At 64.2% G+C, this 22,697-nt stretch carries 29 protein-coding genes; 15 read left to right on the top strand and 14 right to left on the bottom strand.

All coding sequences use genetic code 11. The features are described 5' to 3' along the window. Positions 1–30: 30 nt before the first annotated feature. From CH262_RS14220 to CH262_RS14190, 7 genes are all read right to left on the bottom strand, one after another. Positions 31–885 carry a glycosyltransferase gene (locus CH262_RS14220; RefSeq protein WP_179275004.1) on the bottom strand — a complete coding sequence of 285 codons (855 nt, stop codon included), beginning with the start codon at positions 883–885 and terminating at the stop codon, positions 31–33. An 81-nt stretch (positions 886–966) separates the two neighbouring features. Further along, positions 967–1,821 carry an ABC transporter permease gene (locus tag CH262_RS14215; protein ID WP_032365640.1) on the bottom strand — a complete coding sequence of 285 codons (855 nt, stop codon included), beginning with the start codon at positions 1,819–1,821 and terminating at the stop codon, positions 967–969. Between the two features lie 10 nt (positions 1,822–1,831). Then, a complete protein-coding gene (locus tag CH262_RS14210) occupies positions 1,832–2,689 on the bottom strand; it encodes an ABC transporter permease (RefSeq protein WP_032365639.1) in 858 nt (285 codons plus the stop codon). After that, positions 2,686–3,657, bottom strand: coding sequence for a daunorubicin resistance protein DrrA family ABC transporter ATP-binding protein (locus CH262_RS14205; RefSeq protein WP_027496305.1), 972 nt, complete (start codon positions 3,655–3,657; stop codon positions 2,686–2,688). Before CH262_RS14205 ends, CH262_RS14210 begins: the two co-directional genes overlap by 4 nt. Positions 3,658–3,784: 127 nt before the next feature. Beyond that, positions 3,785–4,738, bottom strand: coding sequence for an AurF N-oxygenase family protein (locus CH262_RS14200; RefSeq protein WP_032387115.1), 954 nt, complete (start codon positions 4,736–4,738; stop codon positions 3,785–3,787). Positions 4,739–4,770: 32 nt separating this feature from the next. Then, entirely contained in the window at positions 4,771–5,679 is a 909-nt protein-coding gene (locus CH262_RS14195) for a prephenate dehydrogenase dimerization domain-containing protein (protein WP_032386992.1), read from the bottom strand. A gap of 12 nt (positions 5,680–5,691) precedes the next feature. Beyond that, the gene (locus CH262_RS14190; protein WP_032386993.1) at positions 5,692–6,186 is read right to left on the bottom strand and encodes a hotdog fold domain-containing protein; all 495 of its coding nucleotides are present in this window, start codon (positions 6,184–6,186) and stop codon (positions 5,692–5,694) included. A 488-nt stretch (positions 6,187–6,674) separates the two neighbouring features. Here CH262_RS14190 and rpsJ point away from each other — a divergent pair, with 488 nt between their 5' ends. The 11 genes from rpsJ to rpsQ are packed head-to-tail and all read left to right on the top strand — an operon-like array spanning position 6,675 to position 11,975. Next, positions 6,675–6,980 carry a 30S ribosomal protein S10 gene (rpsJ, locus tag CH262_RS14185; RefSeq protein ID WP_003938093.1) on the top strand — a complete coding sequence of 102 codons (306 nt, stop codon included), beginning with the start codon at positions 6,675–6,677 and terminating at the stop codon, positions 6,978–6,980. 14 nt (positions 6,981–6,994) lie between these two features. Next, positions 6,995–7,660: a 50S ribosomal protein L3 gene (gene rplC / locus CH262_RS14180; protein ID WP_094717865.1), complete on the top strand. Its 666-nt coding sequence runs from the start codon at positions 6,995–6,997 to the stop codon at positions 7,658–7,660. After that, complete coding sequence (gene rplD, locus CH262_RS14175) at positions 7,657–8,334, top strand: 50S ribosomal protein L4 (RefSeq protein ID WP_008718317.1); 678 nt, start codon at positions 7,657–7,659, stop codon at positions 8,332–8,334. Before rplC ends, rplD begins: the two co-directional genes overlap by 4 nt. Further along, positions 8,331–8,636, top strand: a complete 306-nt coding sequence (rplW, locus tag CH262_RS14170; protein ID WP_027496310.1) for a 50S ribosomal protein L23 — start codon at positions 8,331–8,333, stop codon at positions 8,634–8,636. Before rplD ends, rplW begins: the two co-directional genes overlap by 4 nt. A gap of 39 nt (positions 8,637–8,675) precedes the next feature. After that, positions 8,676–9,512 (top strand): 50S ribosomal protein L2, encoded by an 837-nt coding sequence (gene rplB / locus CH262_RS14165; RefSeq protein WP_008718311.1) that lies wholly within the window; start codon positions 8,676–8,678, stop codon positions 9,510–9,512. 13 nt (positions 9,513–9,525) lie between these two features. Further along, positions 9,526–9,807 (top strand): 30S ribosomal protein S19, encoded by a 282-nt coding sequence (rpsS, locus tag CH262_RS14160; protein WP_008718309.1) that lies wholly within the window; start codon positions 9,526–9,528, stop codon positions 9,805–9,807. Then, the gene (gene rplV, locus CH262_RS14155) at positions 9,804–10,226 is read left to right on the top strand and encodes a 50S ribosomal protein L22 (RefSeq protein ID WP_027496311.1); all 423 of its coding nucleotides are present in this window, start codon (positions 9,804–9,806) and stop codon (positions 10,224–10,226) included. The genes rpsS and rplV overlap by 4 nt, the downstream gene beginning before the upstream one ends. Beyond that, a complete protein-coding gene (rpsC, locus tag CH262_RS14150; protein ID WP_027496312.1) occupies positions 10,226–11,035 on the top strand; it encodes a 30S ribosomal protein S3 in 810 nt (269 codons plus the stop codon). Before rplV ends, rpsC begins: the two co-directional genes overlap by 1 nt. A 3-nt stretch (positions 11,036–11,038) precedes the next feature. Beyond that, positions 11,039–11,455, top strand: coding sequence for a 50S ribosomal protein L16 (gene rplP / locus CH262_RS14145; RefSeq protein WP_027496313.1), 417 nt, complete (start codon positions 11,039–11,041; stop codon positions 11,453–11,455). Then, positions 11,455–11,700, top strand: a complete 246-nt coding sequence (gene rpmC / locus CH262_RS14140; protein WP_027496314.1) for a 50S ribosomal protein L29 — start codon at positions 11,455–11,457, stop codon at positions 11,698–11,700. The genes rplP and rpmC overlap by 1 nt, the downstream gene beginning before the upstream one ends. Continuing rightward, the gene (gene rpsQ / locus CH262_RS14135) at positions 11,697–11,975 is read left to right on the top strand and encodes a 30S ribosomal protein S17 (RefSeq protein ID WP_027496315.1); all 279 of its coding nucleotides are present in this window, start codon (positions 11,697–11,699) and stop codon (positions 11,973–11,975) included. The genes rpmC and rpsQ overlap by 4 nt, the downstream gene beginning before the upstream one ends. A gap of 65 nt (positions 11,976–12,040) precedes the next feature. On the opposite strand, the gene CH262_RS14130 is transcribed toward rpsQ, so the two are convergent. Genes CH262_RS14130 through CH262_RS14115 form a run of 4 tightly spaced genes read right to left on the bottom strand, consistent with a single transcriptional unit; the run spans position 12,041 to position 18,223 of the window. Then, complete coding sequence (locus CH262_RS14130) at positions 12,041–13,366, bottom strand: AIM24 family protein (protein WP_080729321.1); 1,326 nt, start codon at positions 13,364–13,366, stop codon at positions 12,041–12,043. 32 nt (positions 13,367–13,398) lie between these two features. Continuing rightward, the gene (locus CH262_RS14125; RefSeq protein WP_094717864.1) at positions 13,399–16,518 is read right to left on the bottom strand and encodes a helicase HerA domain-containing protein; all 3,120 of its coding nucleotides are present in this window, start codon (positions 16,516–16,518) and stop codon (positions 13,399–13,401) included. A gap of 17 nt (positions 16,519–16,535) precedes the next feature. Next, positions 16,536–17,189, bottom strand: coding sequence for a hypothetical protein (locus tag CH262_RS14120; protein WP_032386996.1), 654 nt, complete (start codon positions 17,187–17,189; stop codon positions 16,536–16,538). Further along, positions 17,186–18,223 carry an endonuclease domain-containing protein gene (locus CH262_RS14115; RefSeq protein WP_032386997.1) on the bottom strand — a complete coding sequence of 346 codons (1,038 nt, stop codon included), beginning with the start codon at positions 18,221–18,223 and terminating at the stop codon, positions 17,186–17,188. Before CH262_RS14115 ends, CH262_RS14120 begins: the two co-directional genes overlap by 4 nt. A 235-nt stretch (positions 18,224–18,458) precedes the next feature. Between CH262_RS14115 and rplN the strand changes: the two genes are divergently transcribed. Genes rplN through CH262_RS14095 form a run of 4 tightly spaced genes read left to right on the top strand, consistent with a single transcriptional unit; the run spans position 18,459 to position 19,909 of the window. Continuing rightward, a complete protein-coding gene (rplN, locus tag CH262_RS14110) occupies positions 18,459–18,827 on the top strand; it encodes a 50S ribosomal protein L14 (RefSeq protein WP_027496320.1) in 369 nt (122 codons plus the stop codon). Further along, positions 18,828–19,145: a 50S ribosomal protein L24 gene (rplX, locus tag CH262_RS14105; RefSeq protein ID WP_008718278.1), complete on the top strand. Its 318-nt coding sequence runs from the start codon at positions 18,828–18,830 to the stop codon at positions 19,143–19,145. A 1-nt stretch (position 19,146) separates the two neighbouring features. Then, a complete protein-coding gene (gene rplE, locus CH262_RS14100) occupies positions 19,147–19,719 on the top strand; it encodes a 50S ribosomal protein L5 (RefSeq protein WP_008718275.1) in 573 nt (190 codons plus the stop codon). Positions 19,720–19,723: 4 nt separating this feature from the next. After that, positions 19,724–19,909, top strand: coding sequence for a type Z 30S ribosomal protein S14 (locus tag CH262_RS14095; protein ID WP_008718273.1), 186 nt, complete (start codon positions 19,724–19,726; stop codon positions 19,907–19,909). A 91-nt stretch (positions 19,910–20,000) separates the two neighbouring features. On the opposite strand, the gene CH262_RS14090 is transcribed toward CH262_RS14095, so the two are convergent. From CH262_RS14090 to CH262_RS14080, 3 genes are all read right to left on the bottom strand, one after another. Further along, a complete protein-coding gene (locus tag CH262_RS14090) occupies positions 20,001–20,699 on the bottom strand; it encodes a DUF6885 family protein (RefSeq protein WP_032386998.1) in 699 nt (232 codons plus the stop codon). Position 20,700: 1 nt separating this feature from the next. Then, complete coding sequence (locus tag CH262_RS14085; protein ID WP_052057189.1) at positions 20,701–22,068, bottom strand: glutamine synthetase family protein; 1,368 nt, start codon at positions 22,066–22,068, stop codon at positions 20,701–20,703. A 250-nt stretch (positions 22,069–22,318) separates the two neighbouring features. Further along, entirely contained in the window at positions 22,319–22,558 is a 240-nt protein-coding gene (locus CH262_RS14080) for a DUF7683 domain-containing protein (RefSeq protein WP_032386999.1), read from the bottom strand. Positions 22,559–22,697: the final 139 nt, after the last annotated feature.

Raw genomic sequence — 22,697 nt, 5'->3', positions numbered from 1 at the left:
AGGCCGGTCGGCGAGCCCGTGTGGTGGACATCACCAACCGATGGCTCCGTATCTGATTCCTGCGCGAAGCTCGCCGACCCGGATGACGAACGCACGCAGCCAATGGCCGCGTGACATCCCGGTCAGCGACGTCGGCAGCAGGGGATTGCGCAGCAGCAGAGCCATCCACCAGGACGCGACTCGGCGCACTTTCAGTGCCGGGCACCCTTGGGGCCGGTAGATTCCGCGAAGCTTGGCGAAGCCGAACCCGAGGCGGAAAGACTGGCGCAGGAGAGGGCGTAGCTCGTCACGCAGTCGATACGCCACTACTGCCTCGGTACTGAACCCCAAGGTGTAACCCGCCAGTTGCGCCCGCCAACTGAACTCGACATCCTGGCTTGCTCGGTAGCGGTTGTCCATGCCGCCGAGATCGCTGTAGACCGATGCCCAGCAGGCCATACTCGCGCCGATCGCGAACGGCAGGAAGTCGGTGCGGCCCTGGTTCTCCGGCGCTGTCGTGGGAGTCCACGACAGCGCCCGGACGCTGTTCAGCGTGTCGGTTTCGACCGCAGTACCGACCACATCGAATGACGACGCCTCCTCTACGAGCGTGGTGAGCCACGACGAGTGCACGACATCGTCCGAGTCGCAGAACGCCAACAGATCGCCGGACGCCTCCCGGGCACCGCAGTTGCGTGCGTAACCCGCTCCGGTCTCGCTGGAAGCATCGACCGACCTGAGCCGCAGCCGCTCTCGCAAAGGATGGGTGAGTACGTATTCGCCGAGGTCCCCGTCTCGCGTGTTGTCCGCAACGAGCACCTCGAACGGAAACCCGACATCCTGATCGGCCAGAGCCTGCAACTGTGCGTCCAAGTGCGGATCGAGGCCGCCGACAGGAATGATCACCGATACCGACGGATGCTCAGGTCGTGCCCGGTCGACCACAACGAATCCCCCAACGTAGAAATGTCGGCCCGGACGACGCGATCAGCCCGACGCAGATGCCTTCTTGTACCCCCGAATCGCAGGGTAGAGGAAGATCACGACCATTCCCAGAGACCACGCGAGAGTTTGGAGAATCGGAGTCATGACGGGCCCTCCGAGTGCCAGCGCGCGCATCGCGGAGACCGCAACCGACATCGGCTGCGCTGCAACCACCGGCTGCAGCCAGAGCGGATACGCGAGGACGGGGACGAACCCCGCATTGAAGAACATCAACAACGTGCAGAAGATCGACACCACTTCGACCAGTGGTGCGTCGCCGGCCACCGTGGCGAGGAACGTGACCATGACTGCGAACCCGATACCGAACACGACAGGAATCAGCAGCAACAGGATGCCGGCCTGAATTCCCTGGGTGAACCTGAACCCCAGCGCTACACCGGCACAGATGATGACCACGGTGGTCACGAGCACCCGAACTGCTTCGGCGATCATCCTGCCCAGTAGGCCGGCCGCACGGTGAGTGGGCGTTGTCCAGAACCGAGCCAACAGACCCGACTTTCGTTCGCCCTTGAGGCCGACGGCGCTGACGATGGACCCGAACATGGCTCCGACCAGAGCGATCATCGGCACCTGGCCGTAGATCGCCGGCGATCCGGTGGCCGCGGAAATCGAGTTCCCGAGCACGACACGGAACATGACCAGCATCAACGCGGGGTACAGCAATGCCTGAATCATCGTCGACGGATCGCGCATCCACCGCATCAAAAGTCGTTTGGCCTGGATCAGGCTGTGTGTCCCGAGCGCACGAATCGACCCTTCTCGCAGGGCCATGTTGGGTTCGGGAAAGGTCAGGTTGGATACGCGTGCAGCGTTCACCGACGCTTCTGTCATCGTCATCTCGGACTCGTCATTCTGGTCTCGAGCTCGCCCAGATGGCGAGCGGGACGAAGAACAGGAGCAGGCCGGCCACCCAGGCGAGGGATGGCCACAACACCTGGAAGCTGACTCCGCCCTCGGCCATGTCGCGCATAGCGAACGAGAACTGCGAAATCGGTTGATTGCGAACGAACGGTCGGATGAGTTCCGGGAAGCCGCTTTCGGGAACGAATCCGCACGAGGCCATGCCGAGGATGAGCTGGGGCAGGGTCAACACCTGGCTGGTCGCTTCGGGGCTCTTCGACAGCGTTCCGATTGCGTCGGCACCGATCGACAACGTGGTGCTGATCAGCATGGCGAGCGCGCAGAACAACAGGGCCTGACCGAATCCTGCAGAGAAGCGAAAGCCGATGACGTAGCCGAAACCGAGTGCGGATACGAGCGATACCAGTGAACGGACGACACCGCTCGAGATTCGCGACACCAGCGGGACGCCGCGTACGACGGGCATCGTCTTCAACCGAGAGTTGAGTCCACTCATCGCCTCCGTCGATGCCCTCTGCGCGGCGGAGATGGCGGTGAACGCCATTGCCTGCAGCACGATGATCGGCATCAGAAACTGTGCGTAGTCGATGCCCTGCAGGCCCATCACGAACTTGAGCGGAAGGTAGAAGCCGATAGTGAAGATCAGCGGAGCGATCACCGCGATCAGCAGCTCACCCTGGGTGAGCATCGTCCACAGTGCACGCCCGGTCAGTGCCTGCCACTGCACGAAGCCGGACGGCCGCGTTCGTGACCGGCGTTTGGGCTGCTGCGTCGTCGACCCGGTGGTTGTCCGAGGAGCGGTGACCGCACGCGTATTCGAGACGCCTCGCGTCGTGGCCGTCACGGCGTGGGGCTCGCTTGCGAATGGCCGGTGAGGGTGAGGAAGACGTCGTCGAGCGAGGGGCGGCGCAACGCGATGTCGGCCAGCACGATGCCACGGGCGTCGATACGGCGGAGGATCTCGGACAAGGTTGCGGCACCGTCGGGGGCAGGCACGGACAGGCGGTCGGATGCGGCAGTGATCTCGGCGTGCACCGCCGGAGGCACCATCTCACCCAGCGCCTCGGCCGCTGCTCGTAGCTGACCTGGATCGAGAGGCACCACTTCGCAGTAGCTACCGCCGGTCATGGCCTTGAGCTGATCGGACGTACCTTCGGCGATGACCGTGCCCTTGTCGATGACGATGATGTTGTCGCTCAGTACGTCTGCCTCTTCGAGATATTGCGTCGTCAGCAACACGGTGATGCCCTGGGCCTTCAGTGCCTCGACCAACGACCACACACCCTGTCGGCTCCGAGGGTCGAGTCCGGTGGTCGGCTCGTCCAGGAACACGACTTCGGGACGCACGACCAGGCCACATGCGATGTCGATACGACGGCGCATGCCGCCGGAGTAGCCGCGGACCGGACGCTTGCCGGTATCGGACAGGTCGAATTCGTCGAGCAGGGCCTTGGCGCGAGCCTTGGCAGCCTTCTTGTCCAGACCCATGAGGCGGCCGAACAATTCGATGTTCTCGCGCCCCGAAAGAGTGTCGTCGAGGGCGGCGTACTGACCCGTCATCATGATCGACCGCCGCACCGCGGGAGCGTCGGCAGCAACATCGTGGCCGGCGACGAAGGCCCGGCCGCTGTCGGGCGCGATCAGCGTCGACAGCACTTTCACAGTCGTGGTCTTGCCCGCACCGTTGGGGCCGAGGATGCCGAGTACGGTTCCCCGCTCGGCCGAGAAGCTGATGCCGCGCAGCGCATGCACATCGCCGAAGGACTTGTGCACGTCCTCCACGTGTACGGCTGCGTGCTGAGCTGACGACATCGGATCTCCGAGCTGTGGGGTGAATGGGGCCGGGGCAGTGCCGGGGCCCGTGGAGGGAGGGCCACTACTTGATACGGGAACTGCCGGGAAATGTTACCTGTGGATTGCAGTCGCAGATGTTCTGCCGTCAGCCCCAATCGATATCGATACTGTCCTCGACGTCCAGCTTTCGGCACAGGGATCGCAGTCCGCTGTAGTCCTGAACCAACGCTCGACGGCTCTTGTCGGCCTCGACGTCGGCGATCATGGCCTCGGCTCCGCGGACACCTTCGAGTTCGAGAATGCGCGCCCACGTCGAGAAGTCGCTGCTCGAGAACGCATCCATGCCGTCGACGAGACCGTCGAGAAACTTCTGTCGATCGTTGGATCCGAGCCTGTCGAAGACGATCGCCGCCATGTCGTCGGCAATCGATGCGTGGCAGTACTCGTCGCGATTGTGGAGCTTGACCGTCGCCCGATTGATCGGCTGAATGACGTCGTCGTCCTCGATCAGATCGAGGTACGACGTGATGGAAATCTCTGCGACCGTCATGAAGGCGAGCGAGCTGATCGCCGCAGACCACGGGTCGTCGCTGGTCGCCTGAGCGGTCCGCTGGCGACGGACGGTGGAACTGAACGGCAGGGATCGTTCGGACAACGCCCAACCGCGACCGCGACGGGTCGCCGCACTGGCGTTGAGGTGCATCAGCGTGTGGTACTGCTCGTCCACCATGGCCTGAGTCACCGCGACCGCGAGGGTGTCGCCCATCCCGGTCTCGAACACATCCTGGGCGAGCAGGGAAAATCCCGGGTGAACGACGTGCTGCTCGACATCCATCACGTTCTTGTTGAACGCGATCCAGCCCCAGGCCCGCAGCCGATCCTGCTGTTCCGGTTCGGCACCGAGGAATGTGTCGTGTTCTCCGAACGGGATCAAGGCGTCGGGAAAATCTCGCTTGGTCGTGTCGAACAAATCGTCCAACTGGGGTTCGGGCTTCTTGACGGTGGCACGCTGCGACCAGTTCTTCGCCAACCGCGCTACGACCGCGCTCTCGACGACATCGTGGGGGTCGTGCTCCGGCAAGGTCGGCTGTTCCAACATCGTGTGCCCCGCCTCCGCGTCCGGACCGGCGATCACGAATTGTCGCCGGAACCTCGAACGATACCGAACAACTCGGCACAGACGGATCGATAGCGATCGGCGGAGCTACCGAGGGCGCTGCCTGCTCGGTTCATCAGTTCGGCGAACTCGGACTCCGAGCCGGATTCGACGGTCTCGCCGAGCAGTTGCGTCGCGCGGTGGAGCGCCGCCCGCGCGTCGGCGGCGTGCGGGTTACCTGCCTGAACGTCCCAGTACACCTCGGGCTCCCCACCGGTGATGCGTGCGAGGACGGCGAGCATCGTCGTGTGCGGGGGAGGAGCGACGGCGTCGATGTCGGCGAACGGCAGATCGAGCTCGGCCAGGGCGAGCCCGAACGCGAGAACACTGGCGTGGGTGAGCGCTTGGGTCGCCGCAGCGAGTCGGTCGTGACGCTCGGCGTCGAGGAGAACGGTCCGGCCACCCCAGTGCTGCAGTCTGTCGACGAACGCGTCGGCCGAGCTGCCGGGTCGGTGCACGACGACGGCAACGGGGCGTCCGTTCATGCCCAGGGACGGCGCGAACATCGGGTTGATGCCCAGCGTCGGGCCGAGGTGTCCGCCGCGGCCGGCGTACTGCGAGTAGCCGGACTTGACCGACAACGTCTCCACCAGCAGTGCGTCGGGGCGTACCGCACTCAGATCGGCCGACAGTGCCACGGACTCGGGCACAGCGAGCACGATCGTCGACGCAGTCGACAGTGCAGCTGTGACGCGGTGGTCGGGTGCGGTGATGTCGCCGACGAGCGTCGCGGCGTCGACCGATGTCGAAGCGGCTCGGGCGTCGACGACGGTGACCTGCACGCCGTCACTGCGCAGGAGGTCGACCAGTAGCCGGCCGACGGCACCGGAGCCCCCGACCACCACTACCGAGTTCTGCTGCTCCGACCGCGTCACCGTGTCCATCGGTCGAGTATGTCAACGAGAGGCTGCAGATACCCAGATCGTGATGTCGGCGTGCACCACCTCGACGCCCGCGGAGTCACGGATGGCAACCGGCACGACGATCTCGCATCCGTCGGTGATGGTCGCGAAATCGGGAATGGTCTCGAGTTCTGCCACCGCGCGCAGTGACGTGGTCGCCTTCGTCAGGTACTGGACGGTCATCGACTTGGGGATCCAGCGGTGCGACGTCGGAACGGTGGCCTCGGCGAGCATCCCCATCGCAACCTCGGCGAGGTTGCACGCGGCGATCGCGTGGAACGTGCCGAGGTGGTTGCGGATACCCAGCCATTTCGGGGCAGTGACCTCGCAGCGCCCCGGTTCCAGCGCAACCACCCGCGGCAGCACCGACGCGAAGTAGGGCACACGTAGACACATGCCGATGGAGAACACGGTGGATCCGATAGTGTTGTTCGGGAGCTTCGACCAGGCTCGATACGTGGCCCCGGTGGTGGTTGCGACTGTGTTCATGGGCTTACCTTACTGCTGAGTAAGGTCGTGCGGAGCGTATGGATCGACCCAGAGTTGATCTGTCGCGCACACTGCGGCATACTGGTCGGGTTGCCTGGACACGGGACGCGCTTGCGTGCGGCCTGAACCAGGTGAGTCGATCGAGAGATCGGCTGAGCAGAACATGAGACCAGCGCTCCACGTGAGCGCGTCCGGACCACCAGCTCGATCGGTGTGGGTTTCCTCCCTCGGATGGTTGAAGCGAAAGTTTCAGCGCAGAAGAATGAGCGGAATCGCGACACGCCCGACCGCGTGGACCGGAGAACCATGACAGATGAAGAGCGGCAACGGATACAGGTCACGCCTGGTCGTCAACGTTTTTCACTGTCGTGTGTGCACGAAGGCAGTTCGAGTCGGAGGGATTCCCCCGGCTCGGGGACTGTGCAGACGAGGTGGAGCAGGCCGAACGGCCCGTTCTACGACCAAGCGGCAAGAAAAGGACACTAAGCGTGGCGGGACAAAAGATCCGCATCAGGCTCAAGGCCTACGACCATGAGGCGATCGACGCGTCAGCGCGCAAGATCGTCGAAACGGTCACCCGTACGGGTGCCCGCGTCGTCGGACCGGTGCCGTTGCCGACAGAAAAGAACGTGTACTGCGTCATCCGTTCGCCGCACAAGTACAAGGACTCGCGCGAACACTTCGAGATGCGTACTCACAAGCGGCTCATTGACATCCTCGACCCGACACCGAAGACGGTGGACGCGCTCATGCGCATCGACCTCCCGGCCAGTGTCGACGTCAACATCCAGTGAGCGCGGAGACAACGATGACTGACAACAAGAACCGGCCTGCGACAGGAATTCTGGGCACCAAGCTCGGAATGACCCAGGTCTTCGACGAGAACAACCGCGTCGTTCCGGTGACCGTGATCAAGGCAGGCCCCAACGTGGTCACCCAGATCCGCACCCAGGAACGTGACGGCTACAGCGCCGTCCAGGTCGCATTCGGTGCGATCGACCCGCGCAAGGTGAACAAGCCCACCACCGGCCAGTTCGAGAAGGCTGGTGTCACGCCGCGTCGCCACATCGTGGAGATTCGCGTTGCCGACGCCTCGCAGTTCGAGGTCGGCCAGGAGCTCACGGCTGCAGTGTTCGAGGACGGCGCATACGTCGACGTCACCGGCACCAGCAAGGGCAAGGGCTTCGCCGGAACCATGAAGCGTCACGGCTTCCAGGGACAGGGCGCGAGCCACGGTGCACAGGCTGTGCACCGTCGTCCCGGATCCATCGGTGGCTGTGCAACGCCGGGTCGCGTGTTCAAGGGAATGCGCATGTCCGGACGTATGGGTGGCGACCGCGTCACGACGCAGAACCTCTCGGTCCACAAGGTGGACAGCGAGAACGGTCTGCTGCTGATCAAGGGAGCGATCCCGGGCCGTCGCGGCAACGTCGTGATCGTCAAGTCTGCATTGAAGGGTGGTGCACGGGCATGACCAGCCTCGAGAAGAACACCGAGACCAAGCTGACGCTCGATGTCAAGGAAGCCGGCGGCAAGACCAACGGCACCGTCGATCTCCCCGCGGAGATCTTCGACGCACCGGCGAACATCGCGCTGCTGCACCAGGTCGTCATCGCACAGCTGGCAGCTGCTCGTCAGGGAACCCACTCCACGAAGACTCGTGGCGAGGTTCGCGGCGGCGGCAAGAAGCCGTACCGGCAGAAGGGCACCGGCCGCGCCCGTCAGGGCTCGACCCGCGCTCCTCAGTTCGTCGGCGGTGGCACGGTCCACGGACCGCAGCCGCGCGACTACAGCCAGCGGACCCCCAAGAAGATGAAGGCCGCCGCACTGCGCGGAGCCCTCTCCGATCGGGCCCGCAGCGAGCGCCTGCACGTCATCACCGAATTGGTTGCCGGACAGGTTCCGTCCACCAAGGGTGCGAAGACGTTCCTCGCCGAGATCTCGGACCGCAAGAAGGTCCTGCTCGTCGTCGGCCGCGAGGACATCGCAGCCTGGAAGAGCGTTCAGAACCTGGACGGCGTGCACCCCATCGCACCCGACCAGCTCAACACGTACGACGTGCTCAACGCCGATGATGTCGTTTTCAGCGTGGAAGCGCTGAACACCTTCATCGCTGGGCCTGCAAAGAACGAGGAGGCAAGCAAGTGACCACGATCGCCGATCCCCGCGACATCTTGCTGGCACCGGTCATCTCCGAGAAGTCCTACGGACTGATCGAAGAAGGCACGTACACGTTCCTGGTGCACCCGGACTCGAACAAGACGCAGATCAAGATTGCCGTCGAGAAGATCTTCGACGTCACCGTGACCAGCGTCAACACGATGAACCGTCAGGGCAAGCGTAAGCGGACCCGGTTCGGTTACGGCAAGCGCAAGGACACCAAGCGCGCGCTCGTAACGCTCTCCGCCGACAGCAAGCCCATCGAGATCTTCGGAGGTCCGGTCGCGTAAGCGACTGGGACTCTTCGGATATAGAGGACGAGAAGACTCATGGCAATCCGTAAATACAAGCCGACAACCCCGGGCCGTCGTGGCTCCAGCGTGTCCGACTTCGCTGAGATCACGCGTTCGACCCCCGAGAAGTCGCTGATCCGCCCGCTGCACGGTCGCGGTGGACGTAACGCACACGGTCGTATCACCACCCGGCACAAGGGTGGCGGTCACAAGCGTGCGTACCGTCTCATCGATTTCCGTCGCAACGACAAGGACGGCGTGCCGGCCAAGGTCGCTCACATCGAGTACGACCCCAACCGCACCGCGAACATCGCACTGCTGCACTTCGCAGACGGCGAGAAGCGCTACATCGTCGCACCCAAGGGCATCGCCCAGGGCTCGCCGATCGAGCAGGGTGCCAATGCCGACATCAAGCCCGGCAACAACCTGCCCCTGCGCAACATCCCGACGGGTACGACCATTCACGCGGTCGAGCTCCGTCCGGGTGGTGGCGCGAAGATGGCCCGCTCCGCCGGAGCGAGCATCCAGCTCCTCGGTAAGGAAGGCCCCTACGCCACGCTGCGTATGCCGTCCGGTGAAATCCGTCGCGTCGACGTGCGCTGCCGCGCAACCGTCGGCGAGGTCGGCAACGCCGAGCAGTCGAACATCAACTGGGGCAAGGCCGGCCGCATGCGCTGGAAGGGCAAGCGCCCGACCGTTCGTGGTGTCGTGATGAACCCGGTCGACCACCCGCACGGTGGCGGCGAGGGCAAGACCTCCGGTGGACGCCACCCGGTCAGCCCCTGGGGACAGCCTGAAGGCCGTACCCGCAAGAACAAGGCGAGCGACAAGCTCATCGTCCGTCGTCGTCGTACCGGCAAGAACAAGCGCTAGGAGGGAGTTCAGAATGCCACGCAGCCTGAAGAAAGGCCCGTTCGTAGACGATCACCTCCTCGCGAAGGTTGACGTCCAGAACGACAAGGGAACCAAGCAGGTCATCAAGACCTGGTCCCGTCGATCGACAATCCTCCCCGACTTCATCGGTCACACTTTCGCCGTCCACGACGGTCGCAAGCACGTACCGGTGTTCGTGTCCGACTCGATGGTCGGCCACAAGCTCGGAGAGTTCGCACCGACCCGCACGTTCAAGGGTCACATCAAGGACGACCGGAAGGCGAAGAGGCGATGACCAACTTCACCCCCACCGCCAATCCGACTGCCAAGGCCGTAGCGAAGCACGTTCGCGTCACGCCGATGAAGGCACGTCGCGTCGTGGATCTGGTTCGTGGGCGCTCCGTCGAGGACGCGCTCAACATCCTCAAGTTCGCGCCGCAGGCAGCGAGCGAGCCGGTCGCCAAAGTGATCGCGTCCGCAGCCGCCAACGCCGAGAACAACCTGGATCTCGATCCCAGCACGCTGATCGTCGCCACTGCATTCGTCGACGAGGGCACCACCCTCAAGCGATTCCAGCCGCGTGCTCAGGGCCGGGCATTCCGGATCCGCAAGCGCACCAGCCACATCACGGTGATCGTCGAAAGCCTGCCCAAGACCGGCGGAACGTCTCGTAACCGTCGTAAGGGCCAGGCGTCCAAGGAAGGGGCTCAGTAGTGGGTCAGAAAATCAACCCGCACGGCTTCCGCTTGGGTATCACCACTGACTGGAAGTCGCGTTGGTACGCAGACAAGCAGTACTCGGAGTACGTCAAGGAAGACGTCGAGATCCGCAAGCTCCTCGCCACCGGCATGGAGCGCGCGGGTATCGCCAAGGTCGAGATCGAACGCACTCGTGACCGTGTTCGCGTGGACATCCACACGGCACGTCCGGGCATCGTCATCGGTCGCCGTGGTGCCGAGGCCGACCGCATCCGCGGAGCTCTCGAGAAGCTGACCGGCAAGCAGGTTCAGCTCAACATCCTCGAGGTCAAGAACGCCGAGTCCGAGGCTCAGCTCGTGGCCCAGGGTGTTGCCGAGCAGCTCAGCAACCGCGTCGCATTCCGTCGCGCAATGCGTAAGGCCATCCAGTCGGCCATGCGTCAGCCGAACGTCAAGGGCATCCGTGTTCAGTGCTCCGGCCGTCTCGGTGGCGCTGAAATGTCTCGCTCGGAGTTCTACCGCGAGGGACGCGTTCCCCTGCACACGCTCCGTGCCGACATCGACTACGGGCTCTACGAGGCCAAGACCACCTTCGGCCGCATCGGCGTCAAGGTCTGGATCTACAAGGGCGACATCGTCGGCGGACGGCGTGAACTCGCTGCCGCTGCGGCTCCGGCCGCCGGTGCAGACCGTCCCCGTCGTGAGCGTCCCACTCGTCCGCGTCGCAGCGGTGCCTCGGGCACCACGGCGACCAGCACCGAGGCCGGCCGCGCGGCATCCGCAACCGAGGCTCCGGCCTCGACCGAGCCCACTCAGGAGGGCTGACGCATGTTGATCCCCCGCCGGGTCAAGCACCGCAAGCAGCACCACCCGAAGCGTTCGGGTGCCGCCAAGGGCGGAACTCAGGTGACATTCGGTGACTACGGCATTCAGGCTCTCGAGCCCGCCTACATCACCAACCGTCAGATCGAGTCCGCTCGTATCGCGATCACTCGCCACATCAAGCGTGGCGGCAAGGTCTGGATCAACATCTTCCCGGACCGCCCGCTCACCAAGAAGCCTGCCGAGACCCGCATGGGTTCCGGTAAGGGTTCGCCCGAGTGGTGGATCGCGAACGTCAAGCCGGGTCGCGTGCTCTTCGAGCTGTCGTACCCCGACGAGACCATTGCGCGTGAGGCACTGACTCGCGCCATCCACAAGCTGCCCATCAAGGCACGCATCATCACCAGGGAGGAGCAGTTCTGATGGCTACCGGAACCCCAGCCGCAGAGCTCCGCGAGCTCACCGGTGAAGAGCTGGTCACCAAGCTGCGTGAGTCGAAGGAAGAGCTGTTCAACCTTCGTTTCCAGATGGCTACCGGCCAGTTGGACAACAACCGTCGACTGCGCACCGTCCGTCACGAGATCGCGCGCATCTACACCGTCCTGCGCGAGCGTGAGCTCGGCTTGGCATCTGGTCCTTCCGAGGACACTGCAGGTGACGCGGCATGAGCGAGGAAAAGACTGTGACTGAAGAGCGCAACAACCGCAAGACTCGGATCGGCTACGTCGTATCCGACAAGATGGAGAAGACGATCGTCGTCGAGCTCGAGGACAGGGTCAAGCACCCCCTCTACAGCAAGATCATTCGTCGCACCACCAAGGTCAAGGCACATGACGAGAAGGGCGACGCCGGCGTAGGCGATCGCGTTCAGCTCATGGAGACCCGTCCGCTGTCCGCCACGAAGCACTGGCGACTGGTCGAGGTTCTCGAAAAGGCCAAGTAGTACCTGCACAAAAATGCCCGCTCCCTTCCCGGGGGCGGGCATTTGTGCTTTCCGAAGCATGCGGCTTACCTGCCCAGCAAGCCGCCCAGCGCTCCGCCGACGCCTGCTTGCTCGCCGCCACCGGTGCCGCCGATCAGTCCACCCGGCGGCTGTTCCGACGGCTGCACCACCACGAACCCTTGGCCGGCGAATTCCAGCGTGAACCTCTCTCCGGTCGAGCGGCCGATCAATGTTCCGAGCCCGAACGAGTCGTTCTTCTTCACTCTCGTCTGCAGAGACGACGACCACGCAACTGCGGCCTGCGGGTCGGCGAACGTCGGTTGGTCGACGTTCAGGACGACCGGCACTCCGTCGGTGGTGATGGCGATACGGCCCCGACCGGTGAACACACAGTTGAAGAACCCCGCGTTTCCACCCGCAGCGGCACCCTGGACTCGCTTGATGTCGTAACTCAGCGAGGAGTCGAACGCGAGAACGTTGGCCCCGTTGATGGTGAGCCCGTCCGTACCGTCGAGATCGATCAGATGAACGTCCTGTGCGGCGTTGGCGAGGAACAGGTCGCCCTGGCCCGTGACCTTCATCAGGGGGACGCCTTCGCCGGACAGGGCTTGTTTGAGGGCTCGACCTATACCCCCGGAGCCCTTGGCCTCGAACTGAAGAGTGCCCTGGTACGCGACCATCGAGCCGGCCCGAGCCATGATCTCGCCGTTCATGCCGACCCGGCACATCTTGCTGCCCTGTTTCTGAATCCCCGATCCGGGAACTTCGGCGTGGGCGGGCGCGAACAGTTCACTTCTCATGGCCAGGACTCCTTGTGGGACAGGTGAATTCACGATCGCTTCGCTTCGGTGCGAGGGCGGTGCCGTCGGTGCCTCGGGTGTGGGCGGATCGTCGTCCTCGACGCTGATACCGAACGCGGTGGCCAGGCCCGCCAACCCATCGGCGTACCCCTGGCCCACCGCCCGAATTTTCCATTGCTGGTTGCGGCGATAGAACTCCAGGATGACGAGAGCACTCTCGTCGCCGAGTGCGTCGGCGGTGAATCCGACGATCGCACCGCCCGACGCGTCGGAGACGGTCACCGATGTCGGGCCGGCGGCAGCGAACGTTGCCGGACCGGTACCGTCCAGCGATGCCGCGATGGCAACGGTCTCGATATCGGCTGGAATCGCGGAGGGATCGATCAGGACGAGATGGCCGGACGGTCCGCGCTGGTACTCGAGGCCCGCGCCCTCGGGTTGGTTGTAGAACACCAGATCCGCGTCCGAACGCACCCGTCCGTCCGGCCCCAACAGCAGCGCGGAGACGTCGACCGACGTCGAGGCGGCAAGTGTCACCGTCAGCCGGCCGGTCGGAGCGGGGCAGTTCTCCCCGCGAGCGAGGTTTTTCATCGGATCCAGTGTGCCAGTGTCGACGCGTGCTGTCAGGAACGCGCGAGTTCGATGACTTCTTCCTCGGTCGGCGGGCTCTTCGGGTGGTAGGACAGGCACAGGGGAGTGGCGGTTCGCCGGAACTCTGCGCCCTCGACGGCAGCGTAGAACTGCCCCGCGGGCAAACGGCCGACATCGGGTACCGAGCCGCCTTTGACGCGGGCCATCTCCTTGGCCGCCTCGACCTGGGACGGGCTGTTGAGCAGTCCGTAGAACTGCGTCGACGCGTTTCCGGCGATGCGGTTGTGCAACCCCTTCGGTGCCTGCGTGGCAAACACGAGACCGAGACCGTACTTGCGCGCCTGCGACGCCAGCGCAAGTGTGCTGTGTGTCGCCGCGGTCGTGCGATCGGAGGGGGCGAAATTCTGCGCCTCGTCCATCACGAACAGTCCGCCGAGCGGCCGGTCACCCGCGGGGTTCTTCTTGATCCAGGAGAACAGGCCCATCTGCAGCTGATTGACGAAGCTCTGCTTCTGCTCGTCGGTGGTCAGGCCCGCAAGATTGATCACCGATACCCGGGCCTTCTTTCCGTCGGCCGGAGTCAACAGCACTGCCGGGTCGACGGGGGTGCCCGCCCCTGCGAACATGGGGTCGTTGGCCACGGCTGCCTTCAGATTTTCGGCCAGTCCCTGCGCGATCCGTACGGCATCGCGCAGGTCGCTGGTGTCCTCGGGCAATTCTTCGAGCAGGTCGATGAAGTCCGCCAGCGTGCCGCCCTGTGGGCGTCGACCGAAGAGATCGAGCGCCGACTTCAGCACTGCGCGGCCGTGTTTCGCCTTCTGGGAAGTACCCAGGACGCCGGCGGCGGGCTCGAGCGACGCCAATGCGGATTCGACGGAGGAATCGAACTCGTCGGCATCACCGAGAACGCTGACGAAATCGGGCAGTGGCTGAAAGCTCAGCGGTCGGCCCGCCGACTTGCGGGGCGTCCACACCACGACGTCGGTGTCGCGTAGATACGCCGCCGCCTTGGCCTCGTCGCCCGGCGGCCACGTCCGTTCGTCCTCGGGCCACGCGGTGCCCAGGCGAGCCAGGTCGTTGTTGACGTCCAACACGATCGCCGAAACACCCTGCAGCGCACATTCTTCCACCAGTCGGCGAATCAGTACCGTCTTCCCCGATCCGGAACCCGCAAAGATCGCTGTGTGCTTACGGAGCGCTTCGAGTTGGATCACGACGTCCGCACCGGTACTCACTTCCGAACCGGCGACGATCGACGGCCGGCGGCTCGCAATCGGCTCGGCCGCGACGGTGTTCTCGGGTTCGATCAATGCGGTGTCGTCGTCGACGACGCTGACTGCCGGCAAAACGGAGGAGAACAGTTCGACCTCGTGTGCGGGCTTGCGCGCGAGCAACCACGACGTGAGAGCGGGGGAGTTCTCGGCCAGCAGGACCGACAGAGCCGCCAAGGCCCTGCGGTCCTCGTCGCCGAACGGCACGACGATGCCGCCTGCACGTCGCAGAGCGGCGACGGTCTGCTCGGTCTTCGCGCCATTGGGCCACGGGTCGTTTCTGATGAGGATCAGTCGCCGTTTCGGCATGTCTGCCCTGAGGCCGGCCGTGGTCACTGCACGCTCCACACGGGCCAACGCGGCCCTGGCGTTGCCGGAGGTGACCGCGCGGAAGCACCAGTGCTCCTCGTCGTCCGTATCGGTGTCGACGGTATGTCGCAGCCTGGCATGCAGGGCAGGCTTGCCGCTCGGAGGTGGGTCCTGGGCAAGGCTGTCGTCCGAGGACTGATGCTCGTGGATCCACGCGGTCAGGCCCGCAGACAGGAGTGCGGGGACGATCGAGTCCTCACTGTCGGGCTTCAGCGGAATGGAGACGTCGACCTGTTTGCGCAGTTCTGCGTAGCGATCGTCGAGTATGTCGAGTTCGTCGACCCGTGCTTTGGGGAGGTCCTGCGCATCCGCGGGCCCGGACTTGTCCGTGAAACTCTCCAACTCCGACGCGACGCCGGTGTCTAGGCAGTGCCTGATGTGACGGTCGACCGCGATCAGCAGCTGCCGCGGAGTGAAGTCCGGGGCCTGCTCGAATGCGTCGGGTGCCACCGGCCACGTCGGATGCGGCGGGGTGAAGCCGGCCTCGAGAAAGCATGCCGCCAGACGTCGGCCCAGTAACAGGCGTCCGATGTCGGACGACGGAATCGGCTTGAGAGGCTGCGTCACTCGGAAGCGGTCGCGCATCGGTGCCACGCCGCGGGCAGCGATCAACTCCCACGCGCTCGACAGTGCCGATAGAACCGACGCGGTGCGCGGAAGCGTTTCGCGCAGCGACATCAGACCGTGCGCCAGTTGCTCGACGACCTTGTCTTCCTGTGCGTCGGCGAACTCCTGATCCGATCCCGTTCGGGATTGCGCGACCAACGTGTCGATCTGGTCTATCGCAAGAATTGTCGGACCGGTGATGGCCAGCAGCCGTGAGATGTTCTCGGCAATGCCTTGGTGACCGAGCTCGGCCCGGCGGATACCCCAGGGCGAGAATTCTTCGGCATCGACGTCGTCGATGGACTGCAGGTATGCGTCACCGAGATCCTGGACGGCCGAATCGGGGGCGATGGACAGCACCAAGGCGCGCAGAGTGTGCTGCGAGGTGCGCCTATGTCGGGGGTGAACCTTGTATACGGCGGTGACGAAGTCGTTGAGCGTCTCGGCGTCGATCATGTTCTCGCCCATGACCTTTGCGCGTTGTTCGTCGGGAATGTCGCCGATCGTGCACAAGCGACGCAGCAGAAGTGCGAGTTGGCTGTCGGATCCTTGGCCGGAGGGCCGCATCAGGTCGTCGAGCATCCCCATGAGAGTCGACCGCCAGAAGCCCGCGGCGTCGAGCAGCCTGATCAGGAAGAAGTACCCGCCCTTCTGCTGCACCTCCTCGCGCACCTGCCCCAGCAGATGCGTCTTGCCGGATCCGGCCGGCCCGCGTACGACGACTCCGAGCGGACTGGCGTCATCCGACGTCTCCGCGTCGTCGTAGGCGTTCATCACCTCGAGGAACACCCGCTCGTGCATACCGGGAACGTGCACGTTGGACTGCGAACGCCACACGTCGTCGGGGGTCGGGGCCCAGCTCAGCCGTACCGATTCCAGAGCCCGGATCTGCTCGTTGTCCGTCATCGTGGAGTTCACGCCCATCATGATTCGATCGAGAGAAGGTGGTTCTGCTGATTACCGACGACGACGGCGGCAGCGCGTTCCTCGTCGGTCAGCGTCTTCTGGTTCTCCTCGGGTATCAGCGAGACGTCCGCGGCGCGGCGCAGCCGTGCGAGTGCATCGTCGAGATCGCCACGAGGTATGTCTCGCAACTCGTTTCGCAAGCGAGACAGCCGAACGGTGCTACCGGGTTCACGTGCGAGCGACGCGTACGCGGCGCGAATCGAGGCCTCGATGTCGACGGTCTTGTCGGCCTTCTCGGAGCTGTCGAGGGGTGCGGTCTCGTCCCCGCGGGGCGAGAACACATCGGCCGGACGGCTGTCGGTGCGATCCAGCCAGCGACGTAGCCCTGCCAACACGGTGAACATGGCCTTGCCTGCGCCTGTCGACCGAGCCGGTGGTTCACCGCCGATGAGCTCACCGCAGGTGCGCCACCCTTTGTCGGTCAGCTCCAGAGTCATCGGGCGCACCGAAGAATCGACCTCGATCAATCCCGAGTTCTTCAGTTTGTCGCGGGAAGCCTTCGGTAGTTCGGGGCCGAGTGCCTTGAGGGCGCTGTTCTTCACCGGACTCGCTTCGGCCATCAGAACGAGCAGTACTGCTGCTTCGGTGCCGTTCAGGTCTTCGGTACTCATCGAGGATCCCCCTTCGATCGTCTTCTCGATACTGCCTCGCGGATGGTAGCCACAGCGCGGTGCGGGTCGTCCATCACCTGAGCGTTGGTGAACCGCAACACCATGTACCCGTGTGTCTGCAGCTGGTTGTCGCGCACGCGGTCCTCGGCGAAGCGCTGGGCGGCACGGTGCTCGTCGCCGTCGATTTCCACGATGACTCTCTCGGTGCGCCACAGTACGTCGACTGTGAACGGACGGCTGAGTTCGCCGAGCCGAATCGAGCGATTGTGCTCTCGACCGGTGGCCCATTCGTGCTGGTCCAACGCTCTGTACAGGCGCTTCTCCGGATCGCTCGCCGGGTGTGGGTGTCCGGCGATCGGCGGATAGCTCAACGGCCGGAAGCGATCGAGGACAGTGCTGACGCCGGCAGGCACTTCGGGTGCGCGCACCGATACGGACGGGAATCTGTCCATCCTCGACGACCCACCGCCGGTGAGCCACACGCCCGCCCGTGCGTGAGCACACAGCCATTCCGCTGCGGTCGACACGAAGTCGGCGTCCACGGCGTCGGGTACGACCAGCACAAGAGCGACAATGTTGCGGCCGTGAGCTGCCGCGAGAGCTCGCGCCGAACCTGCCGCGCGGGTCTCGACGGTGAACACCGCCCGGCGTATCGGCCGCCCCGAGGAGGCCGACTCGGCCAGAGCCGCTATGTAGGGGCCGAAGTGTGCCGAGTCGGCAGCCAGGCGAACGGCGGACGTGCGAGCGGCACGCCGCTCCAACGTGGAGGTCCCTGCGTTGTGCTCGAACTCGGGGAGCCACAGCGCGGTCGAGTCGACCGCTGCGGTCTCCAGCGACGTGACCACCATCTCGACCAGGTCTGCCGAACGATGAGATGCCGACGCGTCGACAGTGAAGAAGACGATCGCAGGTGCGTCGGCGGGGAGCGGGTTCGCGGATTCGGCGAGCTCGCGTTCGGACGCCCCGCGAAGTCGAGTCACTCGATCTGCGGGAAGACTCGACCACCAGCCTGCGGTCTCACCGTTCCCGGTCACAGCTGCTCCCCGCCCACCCCTGTTGCCCCATCTCCGAACCGTACCGACAAGGTCCGACACGTAGGGGGCGAGCACGTCTCCGTGACGGCGATTTGGCTCTGGCATCGGCGTTCCCCTACACTTGACCGGTTGCCTGTGGCAGCGGTGTGTCTTCGTGCGCCCGCTCTCGGCAGCCGACCGCGCGTGTCGGGACGGAAATCCGGCACGTACGTACATCCAGGTCAAGGAGAAGTTAGTGATTCAGCAGGAGTCGCGAGTACGCGTCGCTGATAACACGGGCGCGAAGGAAATCCTTTGCATCCGCGTTCTCGGTGGTTCGTCACGTCGCTACGCCGGAATCGGCGACATCATCGTAGCTACGGTGAAAGACGCCATTCCCGGTGGAAACATCAAGAAGGGTGAGGTCGTCAAGGCCGTCATCGTCCGCACCGTCAAGGAGCGTCGCCGTCCGGATGGCTCGTACATCCGTTTCGACGAGAACGCTGCGGTGCTGATCAAGCCGGACCACGACCCCCGTGGAACCCGCATCTTCGGCCCGGTCGGCCGCGAGCTGCGTGAGAAGAAGTTCATGAAGATCGTCTCGCTCGCCCCGGAGGTGCTGTAAATGAAGGTGCACAAGGGCGACACCGTTCTCGTGATCGCAGGCAAGGACAAGGGTGCCAAGGGCAAGGTCATTCAGGCCTACCCCGCTGACTCCAAGGTCCTGGTCGAAGGCGTGAACCGCATCAAGAAGCACACCGCGGTCTCTGCCAACCAGCGCGGCGCATCCTCGGGTGGCATCGTCACTCAGGAAGCCCCGATCCACGTATCGAACGTCGCAGTTGTCGACTCGGACGGAAACCCCACTCGCGTGGGCTACCGGACCGACGAAGAATCCGGCAAGCGCGTTCGTGTTTCCCGCAAGAACGGGAAGGACATCTGAGATGACTACCACCGAGAACATCGCGGGCGAACAGCCCCGCCTCAAGGCGCGCTACCGCGCTGAGATCAAAGACGCCCTGAACACCGAGTTTGCATACGAAAACGTCATGCAGATCCCCGGCATCGTCAAGGTCGTCGTCAACATGGGTGTCGGCGACGCCGCCCGTGACGCCAAGCTGATCAACGGCGCAGTTGCAGACCTCGCTGCCATCACCGGCCAGAAGCCGGAGATCCGCAAGGCTCGCAAGTCCATCGCACAGTTCAAGCTGCGCGAAGGAATGCCCATCGGCGCACGCGTCACCCTCCGTGGCGACCGCATGTGGGAGTTCCTCGACCGTCTGGTTTCCATTGCCCTTCCCCGAATCAGGGACTTCCGCGGCCTCTCGGGCACGCAGTTCGACGGCAACGGAAACTACACGTTCGGCCTCAACGAGCAGTCGATGTTCCACGAGATCGACGTGGACAAGATCGACCGTCCGCGCGGCATGGACATCACCGTAGTAACCACCGCAACCAACAACGAAGAAGGCCGCGCGCTGCTCAAGCACCTCGGCTTCCCGTTCAAGGAGAACTGAGTCCATGGCGAAGAAGGCATTGGTCAACAAGGCCAACAAGAAGCCGAAGTTCGCGGTGCGTGCATACACTCGCTGCAACCGCTGCGGCCGTCCCCATTCCGTGTTCCGCAAGTTCGGCCTCTGCCGTATCTGCGTGCGCGAGATGGCACACGCCGGAGAGCTTCCCGGAGTTCGCAAGAGCTCCTGGTGATCTGAAGCCTCCGGGCTTCACCACACCACGCTGATGGGCGTGGGTTCCGAAAGGAACCCACGCCCATTTTGCGTTGCTCAGGTCCTGACTTTCACACCGACCACACGTCGTGTCGTAGACCCAGAGAGCGGACCAGATCCACCGCCGCATGATGATCCTGGCTGTCGACGAGCAGCAGCAGGCCACGCTCGGACATCGCCGACGCGAGGGCATCGGTGGAGACGGTTCTACATCCAGGCGGCATGTCCGGGTCTCCGAGTTCCCGGTAGGTGTCGGCAATCGCCACTACGTCCTCGACTGGATCGAATCCCCAGACGGTCACGAAATGTCCTACGTTCCAGTCAAATTCGGTCAACTCTGCAGTATGTACATTCGCCAACGATCCGAAGCGGAAAGGCCCGTCGGCAAGATGGTCGAGCAACAGACGCAATCTCTCGACGGAGGGCCCCACGATGGGAACCACGGCGACGCGGTGGTCGGTCGCGGTCTCGATGCCCTCCGTGAGACCTGCTGCCGTGGTCCCGGCTGCGTCGATCGATGCGGCTCTCGGCAGTAGATCCCACCCGTCGGTGATTCGGGGGGTTCCGGGAGGACGGGCCGAGTCGATTGCACCCGGCCAGATCGCGGACCTCGACGCGACCGCGAGGGCCGTCACGCCCGGTGCGTCGTCGCCCATGACGGCCGCCAGCGCAACCGATGCCGAGAACGGTCCGCAGAGTTGATCCGGTTGCGGCAGAGCATGATCGAGGGCCGAGACGATGGTGGTTGCCCCGGCGAACCTGCGCAGCATCTCAGTAGATCCAACGCAACGATTCGAGCAGTTCGTCCTCGGTATGACTCTCCGCCCACGTGGCATCGGCGTCCCGGCAGGCGACGAACGCGCCCAGAAGTTCCATGCCCAACACGTCTCGGACCAGTGCCGACGACAGGAGGTCTTCGCGCTGCTGCGCGTGGGTGGTCGCGAGTGGGGAGATCCCCGCGGCATCCCGACGAGCATCGTCCCAACCTCCTACGTCCTCCTGGACCGGAGACGGCAACTGCGCCGAATCCACCACTCCCGCCAGACCGGCCGCGATCGTGACGGCCAGCGCCAGATACGGATTGGCGGACGCGTCGCACGCCTTCAATTCGACGTTGGTGTGTTCGGGGCCGAGAAGGGGCGTGGCCGGTACGAGTCGCACTGCAGCCTCGCGGTTCTCGACGCCCCAGAATCCGAAGGCACCTGCCCAGTACCCCGGTCGACGACGCAGCAGTGACCCCGAACTCGGTGCCGTGATGGCAGTGAGTCCCGGGAGTTCTCGAACGAGGCCCGCGATGTACGCCTGCCCGGTGTCGGACAGTCCGTACTCTCCGTCGCCGGTCAGAGCGTTGTGACCGTCGCGAACCAGTGATGTGTGTAGGTGCCAACCGTTACCCGCACTGCTCGACGAGGGCAGGGGAGCGAAGCTTGCCCTCAGGCCCAGGGCTTTGGCCGCTGAGTGGATGGTCTGCCGCGCGAGTACCTGCGCGTCGGCCGCAGCAAGTGGATCGAGTGGACTCAATGCGATCTCCAGCTGGGAGCCGCCGTACTCGGCATGAATCTGCCCGATGTCGAGGCCATTCGCAGACAGCGCCTCGAGCAGCAGTACTACGAATTGATCGACATCGCGGAGTGCGTTCGCCGAGTAGGCAGGTCCGCGATGAGCGGACAGTCCGTCCGACTCGCGACTCAGGGCGAACTCGATCTCGAATCCGGCCCGTACCTCGAAACCGGCATCGGACGCCTTCTGCACCTGCCGCTCGAGAACTGAGCGCTGATCGTAGGGCCACGGTGTGCCGTCCGCCGAGACCTGTCGTCCGTGCGCCCAGGCCAGCCCCGGCTGTCCGGACAGGGCGACCACGCTCGACGCGGTCTCGATCACCGGAATCAACCGCACATCGCCGGACGGCGTCGACAGTCTTTCGTGGGCGAATGTGATCCCGTCATGCGAATCGAATACCGCGAACACCGCGGTGACTCCGACTCCGCGACGTGCGACTGCAGTCAATTCTGCGGTGGGCACGGTGCGTGATCGGACAATCCCGTTGTTGTCGACCCAGCCGATGGTCACCCCCGCGATGTTGCGGTCGCGCAGAGTGTGGGTGAGGTGGTCGATGTCGACTGCCTTCGAGTCCGTCATGGTCCGACGTTAGCGAAGAAGTGGGAGTTCGGGTGTCCAACTGGGTCTGCGGATTGCGGAATGGCTTGGCTGCGCGCGTGCCGCGCCGAACTGAGCGGTTGCCCGCGCTTCATCGTCTCTGCGGTGGAGTCCAGAGCGGCGTCGACGCGGCGTGAGTCTCACGGACGACATTGGAACAGGGTTGGAACGTGCCCGAGGCTTTTATCTGAACCTCCAGGCCGCCGCGTCGTGGCGCGCCTTCTCCTTGGATTCAGTCTGCGAAGAGGCCTACGAAATAGCTGCAGCTGAAGTCGATCGAAAGCTCGCCATCAATATATTTCGCAAATTTTGCCAAATCCGTGGGCGCAACCTCGTGCATTGCCGCTTCAACTGGTCCGTATCCTTCGTCTACTTCGATCAACTCTTTTATGATCGTGGTGGTAACACCCCGAAGCGGGTAGCTCTTGGTAAGAAGCTCAGATTTTTTCTCGTACGCGTCCAGGTACCACACTTGTCATCTCCGTAGGCTTCGGCCGGGCACCGGCGTTTTTGTCATATCGCCGGTGACTGGGTCGAACTCATCGAGGCGGTGTCCGTTCCTCGTGTGCATTCGGACCCCCATGTCGGTATGTGCATACGAATAGATATCC

This window comes from Rhodococcus sp. 05-2255-1e (assembly GCF_002259025.1).
Lineage (GTDB): Bacteria > Actinomycetota > Actinomycetes > Mycobacteriales > Mycobacteriaceae > Rhodococcoides > Rhodococcoides fascians.
This window is presented reverse-complemented; position numbering and strand designations above follow the sequence as displayed.

Coding starts and splice junctions, on each gene's coding strand:
- CH262_RS14215 (WP_032365640.1), bottom strand. CDS start 1,821: ATGACGATGACAGAAGCGTCGGTGAACGCTGCACGCGTATCCAACCTG.
- CH262_RS14205 (WP_027496305.1), bottom strand. CDS start 3,657: ATGTCGTCAGCTCAGCACGCAGCCGTACACGTGGAGGACGTGCACAAG.
- CH262_RS14200 (WP_032387115.1), bottom strand. CDS start 4,738: ATGTTGGAACAGCCGACCTTGCCGGAGCACGACCCCCACGATGTCGTC.
- CH262_RS14195 (WP_032386992.1), bottom strand. CDS start 5,679: ATGGACACGGTGACGCGGTCGGAGCAGCAGAACTCGGTAGTGGTGGTC.
- CH262_RS14190 (WP_032386993.1), bottom strand. CDS start 6,186: ATGAACACAGTCGCAACCACCACCGGGGCCACGTATCGAGCCTGGTCG.
- rplC (WP_094717865.1), top strand. CDS start 6,995: ATGACTGACAACAAGAACCGGCCTGCGACAGGAATTCTGGGCACCAAG.
- rplD (WP_008718317.1), top strand. CDS start 7,657: ATGACCAGCCTCGAGAAGAACACCGAGACCAAGCTGACGCTCGATGTC.
- rplB (WP_008718311.1), top strand. CDS start 8,676: ATGGCAATCCGTAAATACAAGCCGACAACCCCGGGCCGTCGTGGCTCC.
- rpsS (WP_008718309.1), top strand. CDS start 9,526: ATGCCACGCAGCCTGAAGAAAGGCCCGTTCGTAGACGATCACCTCCTC.
- rplV (WP_027496311.1), top strand. CDS start 9,804: ATGACCAACTTCACCCCCACCGCCAATCCGACTGCCAAGGCCGTAGCG.
- rplP (WP_027496313.1), top strand. CDS start 11,039: ATGTTGATCCCCCGCCGGGTCAAGCACCGCAAGCAGCACCACCCGAAG.
- rpmC (WP_027496314.1), top strand. CDS start 11,455: ATGGCTACCGGAACCCCAGCCGCAGAGCTCCGCGAGCTCACCGGTGAA.
- rpsQ (WP_027496315.1), top strand. CDS start 11,697: ATGAGCGAGGAAAAGACTGTGACTGAAGAGCGCAACAACCGCAAGACT.
- CH262_RS14130 (WP_080729321.1), bottom strand. CDS start 13,366: ATGAAAAACCTCGCTCGCGGGGAGAACTGCCCCGCTCCGACCGGCCGG.
- CH262_RS14125 (WP_094717864.1), bottom strand. CDS start 16,518: ATGACGGACAACGAGCAGATCCGGGCTCTGGAATCGGTACGGCTGAGC.
- CH262_RS14120 (WP_032386996.1), bottom strand. CDS start 17,189: ATGAGTACCGAAGACCTGAACGGCACCGAAGCAGCAGTACTGCTCGTT.
- rplX (WP_008718278.1), top strand. CDS start 18,828: ATGAAGGTGCACAAGGGCGACACCGTTCTCGTGATCGCAGGCAAGGAC.
- rplE (WP_008718275.1), top strand. CDS start 19,147: ATGACTACCACCGAGAACATCGCGGGCGAACAGCCCCGCCTCAAGGCG.
- CH262_RS14095 (WP_008718273.1), top strand. CDS start 19,724: ATGGCGAAGAAGGCATTGGTCAACAAGGCCAACAAGAAGCCGAAGTTC.
- CH262_RS14090 (WP_032386998.1), bottom strand. CDS start 20,699: ATGCTGCGCAGGTTCGCCGGGGCAACCACCATCGTCTCGGCCCTCGAT.
- CH262_RS14085 (WP_052057189.1), bottom strand. CDS start 22,068: ATGACGGACTCGAAGGCAGTCGACATCGACCACCTCACCCACACTCTG.